This is a genomic window from Undibacterium sp. Di27W (assembly GCF_049340345.1).
In the GTDB taxonomy this organism is placed as follows: Bacteria; Pseudomonadota; Gammaproteobacteria; order Burkholderiales; family Burkholderiaceae_D; genus Undibacterium.
Map to the genome: position 1 here is coordinate 147,736 of NZ_JBMPOS010000016.1, position 16,977 is coordinate 164,712.

Genomic DNA, 16,977 nt, shown 5'->3' on the forward strand with positions numbered 1-16,977 from the left:
TGGGGGGTGTTAATCGCCCCGGTGCAGGCATACAATAGAGGGCTTAATATGTCCAATGGGATATGTCCCGGACTTCTGCAGGCTTTTGAAGTTTGCAGAAAATAATAATAAAAAATTTAATTATCTCTAGTGCATCAGTGAGGGCTGTTGTGCTTTTTCCTGGAAAATAGACATGTCATTTTACGAAAAGCTCCAAGCATTAAATATTGAATTACCAGCCGTGGCGACACCTGCTGCTGCCTACGTCATGTACGCACAAACTGGCAACACCGTATTCTTGTCTGGCCATATCGCCAAAAAAGAGGGCAAGCCATGGGTAGGCCAACTGGGCAAGAATATCGCTACTGAAGAAGGCAAGCTGGCCGCACGTGCAGTGGCGATAGATTTGATCGCCACTCTGCAGGCTGCCTGCGGTGGCGATTTGAACCGCGTCAAACGCATCGTCAAACTGATGAGCCTGGTTAATTCCACACCTGATTTTACTGAGCAGCATCTGGTGACGAATGGCGCGTCTGAACTCATTGGCGAAATCTTTGGTGAACAAGGCAAACATGCCCGTTCCGCCTTTGGTGTTGCCCAGATCCCTATGGGTGCTTGCGTAGAAATTGAAATGATCGTCGAGATCGCCTGAATTTTATAAAACAATAAACTTGCCCGAGATGGCAATCCTAAACGAGAGATAGTGAGACCAGCATGAAACTTGAGAATCCCAGCCCCATAGAGTGGAAATTTTCCGATCGCGCCGAGCAGTTGCAAAGCTCGGCCATCAGGGAAATATTAAAAGTGACCATGCGTCCTGAAGTGATTTCTTTCGCTGGCGGTTTGCCATCTCCAGAAACTTTCCCGGTAGAGCGCATGCGCGCTGCCTTTGATAAGGTGCTGACACAACAGGGCAAGTCCGCCTTGCAATACGGCCCCACTGACGGCTATGCGCCTTTGCGTGAATTTCTGGCAGACTCTTTGTCTACCGGTGATTCAAAAATCTTGCCCGACCAGATCATGATGGTATCCGGCTCCCAGCAAGGCCTGGACTTGCTGGGCAAAGTACTGGTCGATGAAGGCAGCAAGGTTTTGGTGGAAACACCAAGCTACCTCGGTGCATTGCAGGCTTTTTCTGTGTATCGTCCCGCATTTGAATCGGTGGATACCGATGAGCATGGTCTGGTGCCTGCTTCGGTCGCTGCCAAAGGCGCAGGCGCGCGTTTGATGTATGCCCTGCCTAATTTCCAGAATCCTACGGGCCGCACCCTGTCAGTCGAGCGTCGTTATGAGTTGGTGGAAACCTGTGCCCGTATGGGCATCCCGCTGGTCGAAGATAATCCCTATGGCGATCTGTGCTATAGCGGCGAGCCTTTGCCAAAGATGTTGAATATGAACCCAGGTGGCGTGATTTACATGGGCTCGTTCTCCAAGGTACTGACACCTGGCATACGCCTGGGTTATGTCGTTGGCCCTACACCGCTGATACGCAAACTTGAGCAAGCCAAACAGGCTGCTGATTTGCATACAGCACAATTGACACAAATGGTGGTGTATGAAGTCATCAAGGATGGTTTCCTGAGTGAGCATATCCCTACCATCCGTACTCTGTATGCCAAACAATGCGACGCCATGCTGGAAGCCATGAGCAAGCACTTCCCTGACGGCGTTCGCTGGACCAAGCCTGAAGGTGGCATGTTCATCTGGGTGACTCTGCCTGAGCATATGGACAGCAAGCAATTGCTGGATGAGGCGATACAACAAAATGTAGCCTTTGTCCCTGGTGGCCCTTTTTACGCCAACAATCCAGAAAAAAACACCCTGCGCCTGTCATTTGTGACTGTGTCGCCTGAGCGTATCAATGAAGGTATAGAAAAACTCGGCAAGCTGATCAAGGCAAAAATCTAATCGTCACTGTAGTGCAAACATGAAAACCCGTCGTATGACGGGTTTTTTTATGTGCGCAGATATTGATTGCTTAAGGAGATTGCTCAAGGGCATGTGTAACTGTCAACTATTGTAATTTGCGTCATCAATTTTTATGATTGGCCGTTAACTGCTTTATGTTTCGCCTGGCGATACTATATTTCCATTAATTGAGGAGCTTCACATGAATAAAAAAATCCTGCTGGTCAGCCTGATGTTAACTGCGGTGACTGGCGCTTTTGCGCAAAATATGAGCCCCAAACAGCAATATGCAGCAGATAGCAAGCGCGCTACGCAGCGTTACAACGAAGATAAAAAACTGTGCGCAGATGCCGGGAGCTCTGCGGCCAGAATGCAATGCTTGCGGGACGCCAAGACTGAATACAATAATTCACTCGCCGTCGCCAAGCAGGCAATGAACAAGCCGGTAGCGGCACCCGTTGGTGCCAGGAGTGAGCCTGCCTGTCCTGATTGCGGCAAAGTTGTCTCCGTTGACGTCCAGGACAAAGAAGGCGAGGGTGGTGCATTGGGCGTAATTGCTGGTGGGGTTGCCGGTGCCTTGCTGGGTAATCAGGTTGGTGGTGGTACAGGACGTGATTTGGCGACCATCGCTGGTGCTGCAGGCGGTGCCCTGGCGGGACATAAGATAGAACAAAAAGTCAAATCGACCAAGGTCTGGAATGTGACGGTTGCGTTTGATAATGGCAACAGGCAAACTTATGTTTTTGAGCATGACCCCGTCATGATGTCGGGTGATGCAGTCAGAGCAAATGGTAATTCCATCGTTAGGCGCTAAGCATAATAAGCGTATTAGCATATGCTGAAAATGGATAGTCGTGGGCCAGACTAGCCCTTTTCGGTCAATGTTAATAGGATAAACCAGGATGAAAATCCGGCATTTATAGTCAGGAAGTGGAGGAATTATTTTCTTTTTGGAAATCGTTCCTCCTTCACAACTCCTTCCTTGCCAAGCCTAATTTCAACAGTTAGACTTAAGTGTCCATTCCCCGTCTTTAATGCTGAGAAGGTTGTGCTATGAAGCTGGTATCCTACAAAGCCATTCATTCAAACTCTGCCTTACTACAGCTACTGTATGGGGCGGCCTTATTGCTAGGAATTGCATTTAGTTCAACTGCAAGCGCCAATGAAATCTGCAAAAGTTTGCTGGCGACAGGCAATCCTGAATATCCTCCTTATCTGTGGCGTGACCCTGAAGATGAAAACCGCCTGATCGGTGCAAATGCAGAATGGATGCAATTATTGTCCAAAGAAATAGGCATACCGATAGATATCAAATATGTAGGCCCCTGGGGCCGGGTGCAGGAAGAAGCAAAGCTGGGGCGGGTAGATTTGCTGGCGGGTGCATTTTTTACTCAACCCAGGCTGGAATACATGGATTATTTCTATCCTGCTTTTCGCGAGACACGTACTGTCATCTGGACCCGTAGTAATTTCAATTTACCGTATAAGAAGTGGTCTGACCTTACTGGCAAGCAAGGTGTAACCGTGATCAATAATAGTTTCGGCGAAGAATTTGATCGTTATGCCAAGGAGTCCCTGAAAATATCCATGGTTCCCAGCCTGGAGCAGGCTTTGAAGATGCTTAGCCTGTCACGGGCCGATTATTTAATTTATGAAGAAGACCCGGGCTTGGCTTATGTTGCCAAACTCAATATTTCAGGCTTGAAAACCGTCACGCCACCGATTACGAATGAAAATTTATATTTGACGTTGTCCCATAAGTCAGCATGCAATACACCCGAAATGCGAGGGCGCATTGCCAAAGCTGTCTATAAACTGGACAAACAAAATGTGATGAGCAAGCTAATCACGGCAAATATACAATTGTGGCGTAAACAACAATCGAAATAATCGCTGCAAACAACAGGTTATCCATTGCGTACACTCTCTCTCCGACAAATTCTTATTATCGGCGTTGTGGTTGGCATCGTATTGCCTGCGATAGTTCTGGGGCGTTTCCTGGTTCAGGATAGATACGAGCGGGAGCTGCAGCTACGCGTGCGTAACCCCATGTCGCAATATGCCGATATGCTCGCGCGCGGTATGGCCGTACCCGTCTGGACACTCGACAAGGCGGTTGCCAATCAATTCATACAAGCGGTCATGCGCAACCCCGAAGTGGTCAGCGTGGAAGTGCTGGATGAATCCAAGTCTGTGTTTGCCCACAGCAGCAAATTCAAGAAGGCCGATGCCAAAGTCTTGCGTGAAGAGCGCCCAATCTTACTGGAAAGCAAGGTGATAGGTAGCGTCATGCTGGAATTGACCACCGAGCATATAGAAAAAGAATTGTGGGCCGATTTTCTCAAACTGGGTTTGGCCTTGCTGGTGCAAGTAGTGTTTTCTTTCATTTTGATCTGGCTCTTGTTTGAGCGCCGCATCGTCAGACCCATCATGGAATTACAATCGGCAACAGCCAGACTGGCACGCGGCAAGCTGGACCAGCCCCTGGAATGGGGGCGCCAGGATGAAATTGGCAACCTGGCCCAGGGCCTGGATAAAATGCGCCTGAACCTGGGGCGATTGATCACCGAAAGGGAAGCACAAAACATCGCCTTGCAACAAGAACTCAATGAGCGCTTGCGTGCCGAGCAGGCCTTGAAGGTGACCGACGAAAAATTCACCGGCATTTTCCAGGCATCGCCAGTCGCCATGACGGTATTGCGAAAAGAGCAGCATTACAGCATGATCGATGTGAATGATGCCTGGGTCAGGCAATTCTACTGGTCACACGATGAAATCCTTGGTGATAAGGAAACCCAGAAAGCACTCTGGCGCAATCAGGCAGATTTTCTTGAAATCCTGCGTATCGTCGAACGTGATGGTGAAATTCATGACTACGAAGCCTGGCTGACTTGTGGGCAGCAAGAGAAAATCATCCTCTGCCAGGTATCTGGACGCATGATACGTCTTGGCAATGAACCCCTGGTGATCCTGGTGCAGGAAGACATTACTGAAAAACGCCAGAATGAGCAAGAAATCCGCAATATGAACACCACGCTGGAAAGACGGGTGTCCGAGCGTACCCAGGCACTGGAAGCAGCCAATAGTGAATTGACCATTGTCCTGGAAAACCTCCAGCGGGCACAGCGGGAATTGCTTCGGACAGAAAAAATGGCGGCCCTGGGTTCTCTGGTGGCAGGGGTGGCGCACGAGTTGAATACCCCCATAGGCACCAGTGTGACCGTCGCCAGCACACTGTCCCAGCATACCAATGATGTGCTGCTTGAATTTAAAACGGGCTTGCGCCGCTCTGTACTTGAAGAGTATTTGAGAAATGCCAAGACGGGCGCTGATTTGCTTTTGCGTAATCTGAGTAAGGCATCCGAGCTAGTGATCAGCTTCAAACAAGTCGCGGTGGACAGGACCAGTGCCAATCGCCGGGTATTTGCGTTAGATGAAATGTTGTCAGAACTCATCGTCACCATGGGGCCGACGATACGCAAGACGCGCCACGATATTATCCATCATGTACCGCCCAAGCTGATGATGGATAGTTATCCCGGGCCTTTGGGTCAAGTCATGACTAACTTGATTAATAATGCATTTATCCACGCTTTTGAGGGGGATTGCCGCGGTACGGTGACGATTGCTGCCAGGACTCTGGATGAAGAATTTGTTGAAATTACCGTGCGTGACAATGGCAAGGGCATACCAGACACCAACCTCAGCCGGATTTTCGACCCCTTTTTTACTACTCGCCTTGGGCAAGGTGGCAGCGGCCTCGGTTTAAATATCGTCTACAACCTGGTGACCGGTGTGCTGGGGGGGAATATCGTGGTCGAAAGTGAGTTGGGCAAGGGAACTTGCTTCAAAATCAATTTGCCGCTGGAGCCCAAGATGACGGAAGATGAAACTGCCGTGCTTGAATAGAAAGCCGGCGGGTACACCTAGCCTTGACGGGCGTACATCTGATAAAGTCGCGTCATGACAAAATTAAGCTTAGATAAAATCCTGCAATCGCAAGGATTTGGAACCCGAAAATATTGCCGCGATCTGGTGGAAGATGGTGAAGTCAGCATCAATGGTGAGGTAGTACGCAGCGTCAAGACCAGCCTGGAAACCCAGGGTTTGCAGTTTCATATCTTTGATGAAGACTGGGAATATCGCGAACGTGTGTATATCGTCCTCAATAAACCGGCTAACTTTGAATGCTCACGCAAGCCCAGCCATCATCCTGGCGTGCTGACACTATTACCTGAACAATTCAGCTGGCGTGATGTACAGCCCGTTGGGCGACTGGATCATGACACAACCGGCATGTTGCTGATGTCTGACGACGGGCCATTCATCCACGCACAGTCGTCCCCCAAGCGCCATGTTCCCAAAGTGTACCAGGCCACGACTGCTGAGCCAGTGACTGAAGAATTGATCAGCTTATTGCTGCAAGGTGTGAAACTGCATGACGAGCCAGCACCTCTGGCGGCTGTGCATTGCCAGAAGCTGGGTGAGCATCTTCTGGAAATTGTGCTGGAGCAAGGCAAATACCATCAGGTCAAACGTATGCTGGCAGCAGCGGGCAACCATTGCGCAGCCTTGCAGCGCACGGCCATAGGCAAGTTGACACTGGAATCGCTGGGCCTGGAAGAAGGGGAATGGTGTTACTTGACTCCTGAGCAATTGGCTTTATTGGTGCCTGCCTGATTTTTTCCGGATTTTCGTTGCGCACTTGGCTGTTTTTCGTTTTTATAGATGAAATATATGCATGCTGTGGTTAGAATGCCTAATCACAGCAGGTATAGCGGTTCTTGAACTCTAGCAAGGAGTGGACATGCCAGTCATAGCAATCGTCAATCCCAAGGGCGGGGTAGGAAAAAGCACAGTGGCCACTAACCTGGCAGGCTATTTTGCCTCTAGCGGGCATAAAGTCATGCTGGGCGATACCGATGTGCAACAATCTTCACGTACCTGGCTTACTCTGCGACCCGAGAACCTGCCACAAATTCAGCCCTGGGATATTGCTGATGGCAATGTATTAAAACCACCCAAAGGCACTACTCATGTGGTTTTGGATACCCCGGCTGGGCTGACAGGTAGCAAGCTGGATGCGGTGCTGAAGTCGGCAGATAAGGTCATCGTCCCCTTGCAAGCTTCAATTTTTGATATCTTGGCAACCGAAGAATTTCTAAAAAGCCTGTCTCATCATAAAAAAAATGGCTATCAAATAGGAATCCTGGGCATGCGGGTAAATACCCGTAGCAAGGCGGCAGAGCAGCTGGAACATTATGTCGGTCAACTGGGTTTGCCTGTCCTGGGCTTCTTGCGTGATACCCAAAACTATATACAACTGGCTGCACATGGCGCTACTTTATGGGATGTTGCGCCTTCCAGGGTAGAGAAAGATTTGCCGCAATGGGATCAGATTTTGCATTGGGTGAAGGCTTGAGGAATTATTTTTAATATTGCTTTCGTTAATTAACTTAAAAAAAGCAGATATTTATTTCCCATTTAGCTGCTGCTCACTATAATGCCGCTTGCTTGAAGAGAAGGCAGAATTCTCTTTTCTTATCAAAGACTTACGGCATGCATCTTACCATTTTTGAAACTCCCATCATTAACACTTTCATGCGCTGGATTTCCATCCTGTGCCTGAAGCTGGCTGGCTGGAAAGTCGAAGGGATCGTTCCTGCCGAACAGAAATATGTCTTGATCGCTGCGCCACATACCAGCAACTGGGATTTTCCTTTCACACTGATGATATGTTTTGCCTTGCGCTTGCGGGTGTACTGGATGGGAAAATCCAGTCTTTTTCCGCCGGTGCTTGGCCACATCATGCTGTGGCTGGGAGGCATTCCTGTCGATAGAAGCAAGTCTGGTAACCTGGTGCAGGGCACGGTAGATGCGTTTCATGCCAATCAGAGATTGACTGTGATCGTGCCACCAGAAGGTACGCGCGGTAAAGTCACGCACTGGAAGACGGGGTTTTACTATATTGCCCAGGGTGCTGGAGTGCCGATCGCGCTAGGTTATCTTGACTTCAAACGCAAGGCTGGTGGTATAGGCAAGATGTTTGCAGTCAGCGGGGATATCGCTGCTGACATGGTCAAAATACGCGAATTTTATTGCGGTATCTCAGGCAAGCATCCACAGCAATTTGATGAAGGCAAATCACAAGCTGGCGCTGAAAAATAAAGCCAGTCAGCTTTTTCAAAAGAATTTCTTAAGGCTCCTGTTGTACAGGCTTATCCTGTTCAGTGGCAATCGCTGCGGATATAGGGGCTGCCTGGGGTATTAACAACCAGCTCAGCGGGTTGAGAATAAATCGCTTGGTCAGTAATTCCGTCTTTTCATGGGCGCATACCCAGGTAATTGCCAGGGAAACCAGGGCTGAGACCGTCAGGGCTATGGTGTTTTCATGTTTGAAGATGGCGCGTAATACGCCAGTCTCTTGCAAGATGATGAGCGCCATGCCATGCCATACCAGCACATAGATAGAGCGCTTGCCGATGTTGGCCAGCCCCAGTTCTTTTTGTGCCAGCAAATACAGGACTGACAATCCGATAACCGTTGACGCCGCATACTGTAATAACTGGTACATGCTGCCAGTCAGATTCGCCATTTCCAGGCGATGCAGAGAATAACTGCCATACAGCCAGCGATAATCAAAATCATTCTTCAGCATGAAGGAACCAATCAGGGCTGCCACCACGATGACGGCACTGAGCACCAGTCTTTCATTTTTCTTGACACTGAATACATTGGCACCGAGTTTCCAGCCCAGTAAAAAATAAGGGAAGAAGATCAGGGTGCGCGATACGCCCAGGAAATAACCCGCATGTTCTGAATAACTGCCAGCCAGAGATAATGCCACCGCCAGCATAACGCCGAATTGCATACGTGAAAACAGCGGCAGCAACAAACGCCAGCACAACAAGCTCAGCAAATACCATAGCATCCAGTAAGGGGCTACCAGGCCAGCATAGACACTGAGATTGCCCTTAAGGAAAAATTCAGTTGCCTCATAAATAATTTCAAAACCTATCAGAGGCACCAATACGGTAGAGATTAATTGAGTAGCATTTTTATCATCCCATTGCGCCTTGGAAAACATACCTGACATCAGGGCGAACATGGGCATGTGGAAGGAATACACAAACACCCAGACAGAGCGCAAGACATGATCTTCCCCGACATAAATTTCTATCAGATGACCAAATACAACCAGAAATATCAAGACGGCTTTGATATTGTCTATGCTCAGGTTTCTGGCTTTTGGAATAGGGGATGTGGTCATGCGTGTAATGTCTTGCGGGGGAATGCCGCCATGATAGCGAAATCAGCGCTGGTTTTATACCCTTAGTTTGTAACGAAGCGTTGGCTGCAGGGTAGCTGTATTTGCTGGAATGAAGACCAAGTAGTTCGTATTGATAAAAGAGCTATGATTAATACAATAAAAATAGTGAGCGGATTTGCAAGGCTTTTCGCATCAACTGATCAACTGTATACGCTGGTGTTTTGCGAAAGTGAGTAGAATAAGGCAGATGCTTTCCTGGCTTTAAAAATTTCCCATTAGTAATATAATCGCTGGGTCGTGGCTATGTAGCCATACCAAGCCTTATGAGGTAGTCATGTCTAAAGATAGGTCAAAAGCCAGCATACTCAGTGCACAACTGGATTTTGAGGCGATAGATGGTAGCGCGCCCCAGAAGTCTGCGTCAGCACTGGATTTTGAGGCGGATGAGCCAGAGGCCGCGGCTGCACCTGTACCCAAGGCGACCCCTGTGCGCAGCCCGCCCCCTGTCCAAGTGCCCAAGAAACCGGCGCTGGAAAAAAAACCAAATAAAAAAAAGAATGCAGGAAATGACCGTTTCGGTGTTTATGCTGCGGTGATAGTTCTGGTGGTTTTTTCCATTTTGCTGGCGATTTTCTTTTATATCCGTAGTGTCAACAGCAATGCTGCCGGCCTGAGTTATTTTGTCTTGCCACAACAGGTAGCGAACCTGAATGGTCAGGTAGTGCGCATGCAGGTCACCATACAAGTACGCACCGAGGATAGTGACTGGTTATTTGAAAACAAGAAATTGTTGGCGAATTTATTTCAAATCGAGTTTGCCAAAATAGACCCAGACGACTTGCATAGTGAGGAGGGCTTCGATACCGTCAGGGCTCAGCTTAAGTCCGGTCTCAATCAAGCTCTACAGACTGACAAGATAGAGTCAGTATTGATCAATGAATTACTCATGCAAAACCGCGAGTAGTTATAAGCCCATGAAAAAATGGCCCATGTATAAAAACATGGGCCATTTTTCGTCCAGGCTTTTCGGATCAGGCACTGACGGCAATGCTTGGCGTGCTGGCAGTGGCAGGTGAGTTATAGGCGCGTAATAACTGTAAGGCTTTTTTGAATAAAGCGGCGTCGGTACTATTGCTTGCTGTTGACGAAGTTGCTGTGCCGTCAGATGTACCTGTAGTGCTGCCAGTGCTGGAATTAGTACTACTGGAATTGCTACTGCTACTGTCCGCCGTTGAACTGCTGGCAGTGCCAGAAGTGCTGCCTGTCGAGTTGGATTGTATGGTTTTTTCCAGGTAAGCCAGGGTTTCCTGCAGGCTGACCTTGCCATCCTGATTGGTATCGGCTGCATCAAAATTTTGCGCGACCTGGCTCAAGGCAGCACCTGCACTGCTATTGCTTTGGCCAACTTTGGCAGACAACTCTATCAGTTGCGTCTTATCCAGCCCGGCTTTGTCTGGCCCTCCGCCTCCTTCAGGCGGTGGTGGTGGCGGGCGAGAGCCTTCGGCACCGCGGGTCCGTCTGGCATTAAATTGCCCTTCCAGGGCATCACTGAGTTTTTTAATGCCATCGCTAAACTCGCTTTTTGTCAGCTTGCCATCACCATTGCTATCGAGTTTTTTGAATAAATCATTGATACTGCTATTCGTGTTATTACTGCTATCAGTACTTGCAGTATTTGAAGTACTGCTACTAGCAGTGCTGCTCGCAGTGTCCGTACTGCTGGTGGAATTTCCAGCGATATTACTGAAAGCCGTTTCCAGGTCCTGTATTTCAAGATAACCCTGGTTCTTGGTATCAAGCCTGGAAAAGACATTGTCTGCTATTTTGCTGGTGTCACGTTCGCGTCGCTGTGTGCTGCCAGTTTGCTGGAAATAGCTATTACTGCTGCCACTCAGGCCAGTGATGCTGCTCATCGCACTCTCCTTCAATCAGGTATCGGTATTGATGGAGAATATCGCATCAGGATGTTGCCAGCTTGTGTCCGCTTTGTATCGGTTTTGACACAATGCCTGGCTCTCTATGATGGGCGGGGCAAGCGCAGTTCTGCCAGCAGGCCTTGCTGGTCAGTGCGATTTTTCAATACCAGGCTGCCATGGTGGCGCCGGGCAATTTCCCTGGCGATGCTCAAGCCCAGGCCGACTCCACCGCTATGCTTATTCCTCGAGGCTGCAAGGCGAAAGAATGGGGCAAATACTTTTTCCAGGGCTGCCTCTGGTATGCCAGGCCCCTGATCTGTGATGCAAATCCGTAACTCATGGGCATGGTCATGCAGGCTGATTTCTGCTGTCGCACCATAAAAAATGGCATTTTCCAGCAAATTGCTGATGCAGCGCCTTAGTTCATTGGGCAAGGCAGGTAAAGGAAGAGCAGTGCCATACATGCTGACGGGTTTGCCTTCATCCTGCATATTGTCAACGATGGCAGCTACGAGTGAATGGATGTCCAGCATTTGCATTGATTCTTCGCTGCCGCGCAGATAATCCAGCGTAGCGTCCAGCATCAGACGCATTTCTTCTACATCGTCGAGTAGCTTGTCGTTGTCCGTTCCTGCATGCATTTGTTCTACCCTGAGTTTTATGCGCGTCAGGGGAGTGCGCAAGTCATGGGATATCGCTGCCAGAAAACGTTCCCTCTCCTCCATTTGCTGGAACAGTCGCTCTTGCATCTGATTGAATACCTGGGCGCTTTGGCGTGTTTCTTCCGGGCCTATTTCTGGAATTGCTTTCGGCTGCTCATGGTTGCTCAGCGTGCTGGCGGCGGCAGCCAGTTGCTGTATGGGGCGGGCCAGGTTGCGTGACCCTATCCAGGTGGCGATAGCCAGCAAGAATAGTTGCAGCAACATACTCAGACAAAACCCCAGGAAAGGCCCGCTGAACAGACTGTGGGCATGATGGGGCGGTGGTGGCCCAGGCGGAGGAGGTGGGCGATGATCGCCAAGAAACACAAATAGCAGGATAAAAGTGGCAACATGACTCAGCAACACCGCCGCCATGGCCATGCCAAACAAACGGCTGAAGATGGTATCAGGCAGCAGTTTTTTCATCGCACACTGGCATTGAACAGATAACCTTCGCCACGTATGGTTTTTAACAGACTGGGGTGGCGAGGATCATCTCCTAATTTTTGACGCAAACGTGACACCAGCAAATCTATGCTACGGTCAAAGACTTCAGTGGATTTATTGTGTGCAAAATCGATCAATTGATCACGGCTCAGTATTTGCCCCGGCCTTTTGATAAAAGCCAGCAAGAGCCGGAACTCAGCATTCGATAAAGGGATAATCAGTTTTTCCGGGTTGCAGAGCTGCCGCGCAGGCAAATTCAAAGTCCAGGCATCAAAGCGTATTTCAGTCGCCTGGCTGTCCTTCTGCTCTTGCATTTGCTGGGCCGAAGCCTGCGCCCGCCTGCTGACACTTTGTATGCGGGCCACAAGTTCGCGGGTATCTATGGGCTTGACCAGATAATCATCTGCACCAGATTCCAGCCCCAGTATCTTGTCGCTGAATTCACCCCTGGCGGTCAGCATGATGACGGGTGTAGCAACATGCCTGCGTAGTTGACGTAATTGACGCAAGAGACTGAGGCCATCTTCATCTGGCAACATCAGATCCAGCAAAATGACATCAAAATTATGCGCTTGTAGTGCAGAACGCATGGCCTTGCCGTCTGGCGCAGCCATGCAGCCGATATCAAATTTCTCCAGGTACTTGCTGAGTAATGTCGTAATTTCGGTATCATCATCCACCAGTAAGACTTGCAGGCGGCCTGCATGTGCAGATGCGTGCACAAAAGTGGGTGATGATGCCTGCATTTATAACTCCTTGATATATCTCAGTAATTTATCCAGGGCATGAACGACAGTTTGTTCGCGCACGGCTTTTCTGTCACCAGAAAATACCAGCCTTTCTGTATGCGTATTACCGCCAACTACCCAGCCAAAGCATATGGTTCCCACCGGTTTGCCAGGTACTGCGCCAGTAGGGCCAGCGATGCCGGTGGTTGACAAGGACAGATGCGCTTCAGAATTGGCCAACGCACCCTGTGCCATGGCTGCTGCGATCTCTTCACTGACTGCGCCATGCTGGGCGATCAGGGCAGCTGGTATATCGAGTAACTCTGTCTTGGAAGAGTTGGAGTAAGTGACGAAGCCACAATCAAACCATTCCGAAGAGCCAGCGATTTCCGTAATGGCATGAGCCACGCCACCGCCTGTACATGACTCGGCGATGCTAAGGATAAGTTTTTTGGATTTGAGTTCTTCACCGACTTGTGTTGCGAGTTCTATGGCATTCTGCATGATGTGTCTCCTGTCTGCTTGCTCTGACTTGATGAACTTATCCAAAACTATTGATGCTAAAAACTACTTTACCACCATGTCCACCCTGAAGTGAAGTAAAGAAACAAGACAAAAAGCCTGCTGATGAGAAAGTAACAAACTACCTCTGCGTAAGCCAAAGCCAGATTGCAAATTTATGTAAAGCAACGCAAGCATTAAAAAAAGCATTTCTGAAAAACCAATATCAGAGTATGATTTTTGATAGCAATGTGCATTCTTTCCGCGAGTAGGGAAAATTTGCTGAAGGTGTATCAATTTCCGGAAATAATAAGGGGCAAGACCCCTTGTATCTACATCCCCAAAGGAGATGCCCTATGAAAATCGAGACTCTGTTTCAGCAGCAAAATGCTTTGCCATCGATACCCAAAGTCGTCCAGGAGGTCATAGACAGTTTTAATAATGACGATGTTTCCATAGACGAAATTGCCCGCAAGCTATCTGCAGATCAGGTCCTGAGTGCAAAACTGCTGCGGCTGGCAAACTCCTCTTATTATCATGCTTCCAGGACTGTAGGTTCAGTTGATGATGCAGTGTTGATGCTGGGCTTCATGACCGTGCGCACTCTGGTGGTCAGTAGTGGTTTGACGAGTGGCTTCAAGTCCATGCCCGGAGTCGACCTCAAGCAATTCTGGCGCTATAGCCTGCATACTGCCGTGGTCTCAAAATGGCTGGCAAAAAAAGCCCATTGCAACTCAGACTTTGCTTTCACTGTAGGCTTGATGCATGCCATAGGTCAGTTGGTCATGCACGCAGGCATGCCTGAGCAAATGTTGCAAGTTGATAAAACAGCCGGGCCGCTGGATGCGCGCAGGCCGGATGTAGAGCGCACTTCCTTTGGCTATGATTTCTTTGATGTCGGTGCTGAACTGGCGAAACGCTGGCGCTTCCCTGATACTTTTGCAACTGCCATCAAGGCTTGTGCCGAACCCTTGCAACAATCCGAGTTTGATCAGATAGGCGCAGTCGTCCATCTGGCTGCCTGGTGTGCCCGTGGGGAAGAAAGTCATTATTCAAAAGAAGAGCGTGAAGCGACTTTTCCGACCGAAGTGGCAAAAAAACTCGGCGTCAAGCCAGAACTCATACTCGAAGAAATGCCGCCATTAAATGAATTGGCTGCCGGACTGGAAGATTTGTTAGGATAAAGACAGATATGAAAATGGCAAAAACCTTTGAGGTTTTTGCCATTTTTTATTCCAGATAGCGGATGTTGCTTATGACCTGGTCTGTATATCCAAAGCAACTGCCTCAGCCACTCTGATACCATCAACTGCGGCGGATAAAATACCACCCGCATAGCCAGCACCTTCACCCGCCGGGAACAGGCCGCGGGTGTTCAAACTCTGCAAATCATCGTCATTGCGCTTGATACGGATAGGGGAGGATGTGCGGGTTTCCACGCCAGTCAGGATTGCATCTTTCATGGCAAAGCCTTTGATTTTCTTGTCAAACTCTGGCAAGGCTTCACGTATTGCCGTGATCGCAAATTCAGGCAAGATCGTCGCCAGGTCACACAAAGTAATGCCAGGTTTATAGGACGGCTCTACTGTTCCCAACGCTGTTGAAGGGCGGGCTGCCAAAAAATCACCGACCAGCTGCCCAGGCGCATTGTAGTTATGGCCGCCCACTTCATAAGCCTTTTCTTCCAGCGCCCTTTGCAAATCTATGCCCGCCAATGGATTGCCAGGGTAATCAGCCGGCGTAATCCCCACCACGATAGCTGAATTGGCATTGCGCTCATTACGTGAATACTGGCTCATGCCATTTGTCACGACACGGCCGGGCTCCGAAGTTGCAGCTACCACAGTGCCACCCGGGCACATACAGAAACTATACACAGAGCGACCATTTTTAGCATGGTGTACCAGTTTGTAATCTGCCGCGCCCAATATCTTATTACCCGCATTTGGCCCAAAGCGCGCCTTGTCGATGACAGACTGTGGGTGCTCTACCCGAAAGCCTATGGAAAATGGCTTGGCTTCCACATACACACCGCGATCTGCAATCATCTGGAAAGTATCGCGGGCACTATGACCTATCGCCAGCACCACATGTGCTGTCTCTATATATTCGCTGTCATTCAGCTTTACGCCCTGTACCTTACCGTCAACGATGTCAATATCAGTCACTCTTTGCTCAAAACGGATCTCGCCACCCAAAGCTTCTATATTGTGACGCATTTCTTCTATCATCTTTACGAGACGGAAAGTGCCTATATGTGGCTTACTGACATACATGATTTCTTCCGGTGCGCCCGCCTTGACGAATTCCGTCAATACCTTGCGGCCATAATGCTTGGGGTCCTTGATCTGGCTATATAGCTTGCCATCAGAAAAAGTACCGGCACCACCTTCGCCAAACTGTACATTTGATTCTGGTTTTAATTCACGTTTGCGCCATAAGCCCCAGGTATCCTTGGTGCGCTCACGTACAGTTTTGCCGCGCTCCAGTACGATAGGGCGAAAACCCATTTCAGCGAGCAGTAGCGCCACAAACAAACCACAAGGCCCAAAGCCTATGACAACCGGGCGCTTGAATGACTTATCGTTCGCATGCGTGACAAACTTATAGGACGTATCCGGCGTTTCGGATAGCTTTGTGCGGTTCTTATGACTGGCCAACAAGGCCGTTTCATTCGTCGTTTCCACATCGATCGTATAGATCAAGATGATCGCTGTCTTCTTGCGCGCATCGTAGCTGCGACGGAATACAGTAAAGTTGATCAGCTCTTTTTCAGTGATGCCCAATTCCCTCAGTACGGCTGCCTTCAGCTCGTCCTCAGCATGGTCTAGTGGAAGTTGTAAATCGTTAATGCGCAACATAAATTCGGTCCGGATAACACTAATGGCAAAAATGACTCACTTATTTATATAAGCAAGTCTTTGATTTAGTGGTTTGATGAATCCGGTATTTTAACCGCTTGTGCTTTGATATAAAGATTTCCTTGTATAGAAAGCCGATACATAAATCAGTTGCCTTATCAATACAGGGTAGTAGAGTGTTCCGTGCGCACCGTCCCCTGCATCTGGTATTCCCTATATATGATTGCGCAAAAAAAGAACCTAATAAATAATTTTACGAAAGACTTGCAAAGCCTGCGATAAATTTGCTATAGTCCGCCTCCCGCTGAAGAGCGGGCGAAGATAGGAGTAGTGATGGGGTTTGAGCGAAAGAAATGACGCAGAAAACCTGGAGCTGTAAATAGCCTGAAGTAGTTGAGAATGAATCTAAAAGATTTAAACTGAACGAAAATAAAGACAGGGTGTTGACAGCACGAAAGAAGTGCTCCATAATCTCGTTTCTCTGCTGCTGACGCACACAACGCTGCGACGCAAAACTGGATGAATAAGTAGTCCGGTTAAGCAGAAAAGAATACGGTTCTTTAACAATTAACAGTCAATAAATGTGGGCACTTGGTGAAGCGCACCATTCGATCTAGGTTGAATGGAATGCTTAAATAATATAGCAAGTGTTCACAAGAAATAACA

Annotated in this window: 16 protein-coding genes; 10 read left to right on the forward strand and 6 right to left on the reverse strand. The window is 48.8% G+C overall.

From position 1 onward, the window contains the following. The first annotated feature begins 172 nt into the window (after window positions 1-172). The 8 genes from ACO0LF_RS26480 (at window position 173) to ACO0LF_RS26515 (ending at window position 8,055) form a co-directional block, all read left to right on the forward strand. Entirely contained in the window at window positions 173-631 is a 459-nt protein-coding gene (locus ACO0LF_RS26480; RefSeq protein ID WP_423019528.1) for a RidA family protein, read from the forward strand. 62 nt (window positions 632-693) lie between these two features. Continuing rightward, window positions 694-1,887: a PLP-dependent aminotransferase family protein gene (locus ACO0LF_RS26485; protein ID WP_423019530.1), complete on the forward strand. Its 1,194-nt coding sequence runs from the start codon at window positions 694-696 to the stop codon at window positions 1,885-1,887. Between the two features lie 202 nt (window positions 1,888-2,089). Beyond that, on the forward strand, window positions 2,090-2,701 hold the full coding sequence (locus tag ACO0LF_RS26490; RefSeq protein ID WP_423019532.1) for a glycine zipper 2TM domain-containing protein: 612 nt from the start codon (window positions 2,090-2,092) through the stop codon (window positions 2,699-2,701). Between the two features lie 239 nt (window positions 2,702-2,940). Further along, on the forward strand, window positions 2,941-3,777 hold the full coding sequence (locus ACO0LF_RS26495) for a substrate-binding periplasmic protein (RefSeq protein ID WP_423019534.1): 837 nt from the start codon (window positions 2,941-2,943) through the stop codon (window positions 3,775-3,777). A gap of 24 nt (window positions 3,778-3,801) precedes the next feature. After that, on the forward strand, window positions 3,802-5,796 hold the full coding sequence (locus ACO0LF_RS26500; protein ID WP_423019536.1) for an ATP-binding protein: 1,995 nt from the start codon (window positions 3,802-3,804) through the stop codon (window positions 5,794-5,796). 54 nt (window positions 5,797-5,850) lie between these two features. Then, window positions 5,851-6,567, forward strand: coding sequence for a pseudouridine synthase (locus tag ACO0LF_RS26505; protein WP_423019538.1), 717 nt, complete (start codon window positions 5,851-5,853; stop codon window positions 6,565-6,567). Between the two features lie 127 nt (window positions 6,568-6,694). Continuing rightward, window positions 6,695-7,309: a ParA family protein gene (locus ACO0LF_RS26510; protein WP_423019540.1), complete on the forward strand. Its 615-nt coding sequence runs from the start codon at window positions 6,695-6,697 to the stop codon at window positions 7,307-7,309. A 137-nt stretch (window positions 7,310-7,446) separates the two neighbouring features. Then, window positions 7,447-8,055, forward strand: coding sequence for a lysophospholipid acyltransferase family protein (locus ACO0LF_RS26515; RefSeq protein WP_423019542.1), 609 nt, complete (start codon window positions 7,447-7,449; stop codon window positions 8,053-8,055). Window positions 8,056-8,083: 28 nt separating this feature from the next. Here the strand turns inward: ACO0LF_RS26515 and ACO0LF_RS26520 are convergent, their stop codons facing one another. Next, a complete protein-coding gene (locus ACO0LF_RS26520; protein ID WP_423019544.1) occupies window positions 8,084-9,157 on the reverse strand; it encodes an acyltransferase family protein in 1,074 nt (357 codons plus the stop codon). Between the two features lie 334 nt (window positions 9,158-9,491). Here ACO0LF_RS26520 and ACO0LF_RS26525 point away from each other — a divergent pair, with 334 nt between their 5' ends. Beyond that, entirely contained in the window at window positions 9,492-10,121 is a 630-nt protein-coding gene (locus tag ACO0LF_RS26525; RefSeq protein ID WP_423019546.1) for a flagellar basal body-associated FliL family protein, read from the forward strand. 67 nt (window positions 10,122-10,188) lie between these two features. Here the strand turns inward: ACO0LF_RS26525 and ACO0LF_RS26530 are convergent, their stop codons facing one another. The 4 genes from ACO0LF_RS26530 to ACO0LF_RS26545 form a co-directional block, all read right to left on the reverse strand. Next, window positions 10,189-11,070, reverse strand: coding sequence for an EF-hand domain-containing protein (locus tag ACO0LF_RS26530; protein ID WP_423019548.1), 882 nt, complete (start codon window positions 11,068-11,070; stop codon window positions 10,189-10,191). A 104-nt stretch (window positions 11,071-11,174) separates the two neighbouring features. Next, entirely contained in the window at window positions 11,175-12,200 is a 1,026-nt protein-coding gene (locus tag ACO0LF_RS26535) for an ATP-binding protein (protein ID WP_423019550.1), read from the reverse strand. After that, the gene (locus ACO0LF_RS26540) at window positions 12,197-12,967 is read right to left on the reverse strand and encodes a response regulator (RefSeq protein WP_423019552.1); all 771 of its coding nucleotides are present in this window, start codon (window positions 12,965-12,967) and stop codon (window positions 12,197-12,199) included. The genes ACO0LF_RS26535 and ACO0LF_RS26540 overlap by 4 nt, the downstream gene beginning before the upstream one ends. Continuing rightward, on the reverse strand, window positions 12,968-13,453 hold the full coding sequence (locus ACO0LF_RS26545) for a CinA family protein (protein WP_423019554.1): 486 nt from the start codon (window positions 13,451-13,453) through the stop codon (window positions 12,968-12,970). 353 nt (window positions 13,454-13,806) lie between these two features. Here ACO0LF_RS26545 and ACO0LF_RS26550 point away from each other — a divergent pair, with 353 nt between their 5' ends. After that, window positions 13,807-14,634 (forward strand): HDOD domain-containing protein, encoded by an 828-nt coding sequence (locus tag ACO0LF_RS26550; protein WP_423019556.1) that lies wholly within the window; start codon window positions 13,807-13,809, stop codon window positions 14,632-14,634. Between the two features lie 69 nt (window positions 14,635-14,703). On the opposite strand, the gene ACO0LF_RS26555 is transcribed toward ACO0LF_RS26550, so the two are convergent. Then, on the reverse strand, window positions 14,704-16,311 hold the full coding sequence (locus tag ACO0LF_RS26555; protein ID WP_423019558.1) for an NAD(P)/FAD-dependent oxidoreductase: 1,608 nt from the start codon (window positions 16,309-16,311) through the stop codon (window positions 14,704-14,706). Window positions 16,312-16,977: the final 666 nt, after the last annotated feature.

Bases quoted from the DNA above. Each gene is read 5' to 3' on its own strand.
- ACO0LF_RS26505 (WP_423019538.1), top strand. From the start codon at position 5,851: ATGACAAAATTAAGCTTAGATAAAATCCTGCAATCGCAAGGATTTGGA.
- ACO0LF_RS26480 (WP_423019528.1), top strand. From the start codon at position 173: ATGTCATTTTACGAAAAGCTCCAAGCATTAAATATTGAATTACCAGCC.
- ACO0LF_RS26545 (WP_423019554.1), bottom strand. From the start codon at position 13,453: ATGCAGAATGCCATAGAACTCGCAACACAAGTCGGTGAAGAACTCAAA.
- ACO0LF_RS26520 (WP_423019544.1), bottom strand. From the start codon at position 9,157: ATGACCACATCCCCTATTCCAAAAGCCAGAAACCTGAGCATAGACAAT.
- ACO0LF_RS26495 (WP_423019534.1), top strand. From the start codon at position 2,941: ATGAAGCTGGTATCCTACAAAGCCATTCATTCAAACTCTGCCTTACTA.
- ACO0LF_RS26540 (WP_423019552.1), bottom strand. From the start codon at position 12,967: ATGCAGGCATCATCACCCACTTTTGTGCACGCATCTGCACATGCAGGC.
- ACO0LF_RS26515 (WP_423019542.1), top strand. From the start codon at position 7,447: ATGCATCTTACCATTTTTGAAACTCCCATCATTAACACTTTCATGCGC.
- ACO0LF_RS26510 (WP_423019540.1), top strand. From the start codon at position 6,695: ATGCCAGTCATAGCAATCGTCAATCCCAAGGGCGGGGTAGGAAAAAGC.
- ACO0LF_RS26525 (WP_423019546.1), top strand. From the start codon at position 9,492: ATGTCTAAAGATAGGTCAAAAGCCAGCATACTCAGTGCACAACTGGAT.
- ACO0LF_RS26530 (WP_423019548.1), bottom strand. From the start codon at position 11,070: ATGAGCAGCATCACTGGCCTGAGTGGCAGCAGTAATAGCTATTTCCAG.
- ACO0LF_RS26535 (WP_423019550.1), bottom strand. From the start codon at position 12,200: ATGAAAAAACTGCTGCCTGATACCATCTTCAGCCGTTTGTTTGGCATG.
- ACO0LF_RS26550 (WP_423019556.1), top strand. From the start codon at position 13,807: ATGAAAATCGAGACTCTGTTTCAGCAGCAAAATGCTTTGCCATCGATA.
- ACO0LF_RS26485 (WP_423019530.1), top strand. From the start codon at position 694: ATGAAACTTGAGAATCCCAGCCCCATAGAGTGGAAATTTTCCGATCGC.
- ACO0LF_RS26490 (WP_423019532.1), top strand. From the start codon at position 2,090: ATGAATAAAAAAATCCTGCTGGTCAGCCTGATGTTAACTGCGGTGACT.
- ACO0LF_RS26555 (WP_423019558.1), bottom strand. From the start codon at position 16,311: ATGTTGCGCATTAACGATTTACAACTTCCACTAGACCATGCTGAGGAC.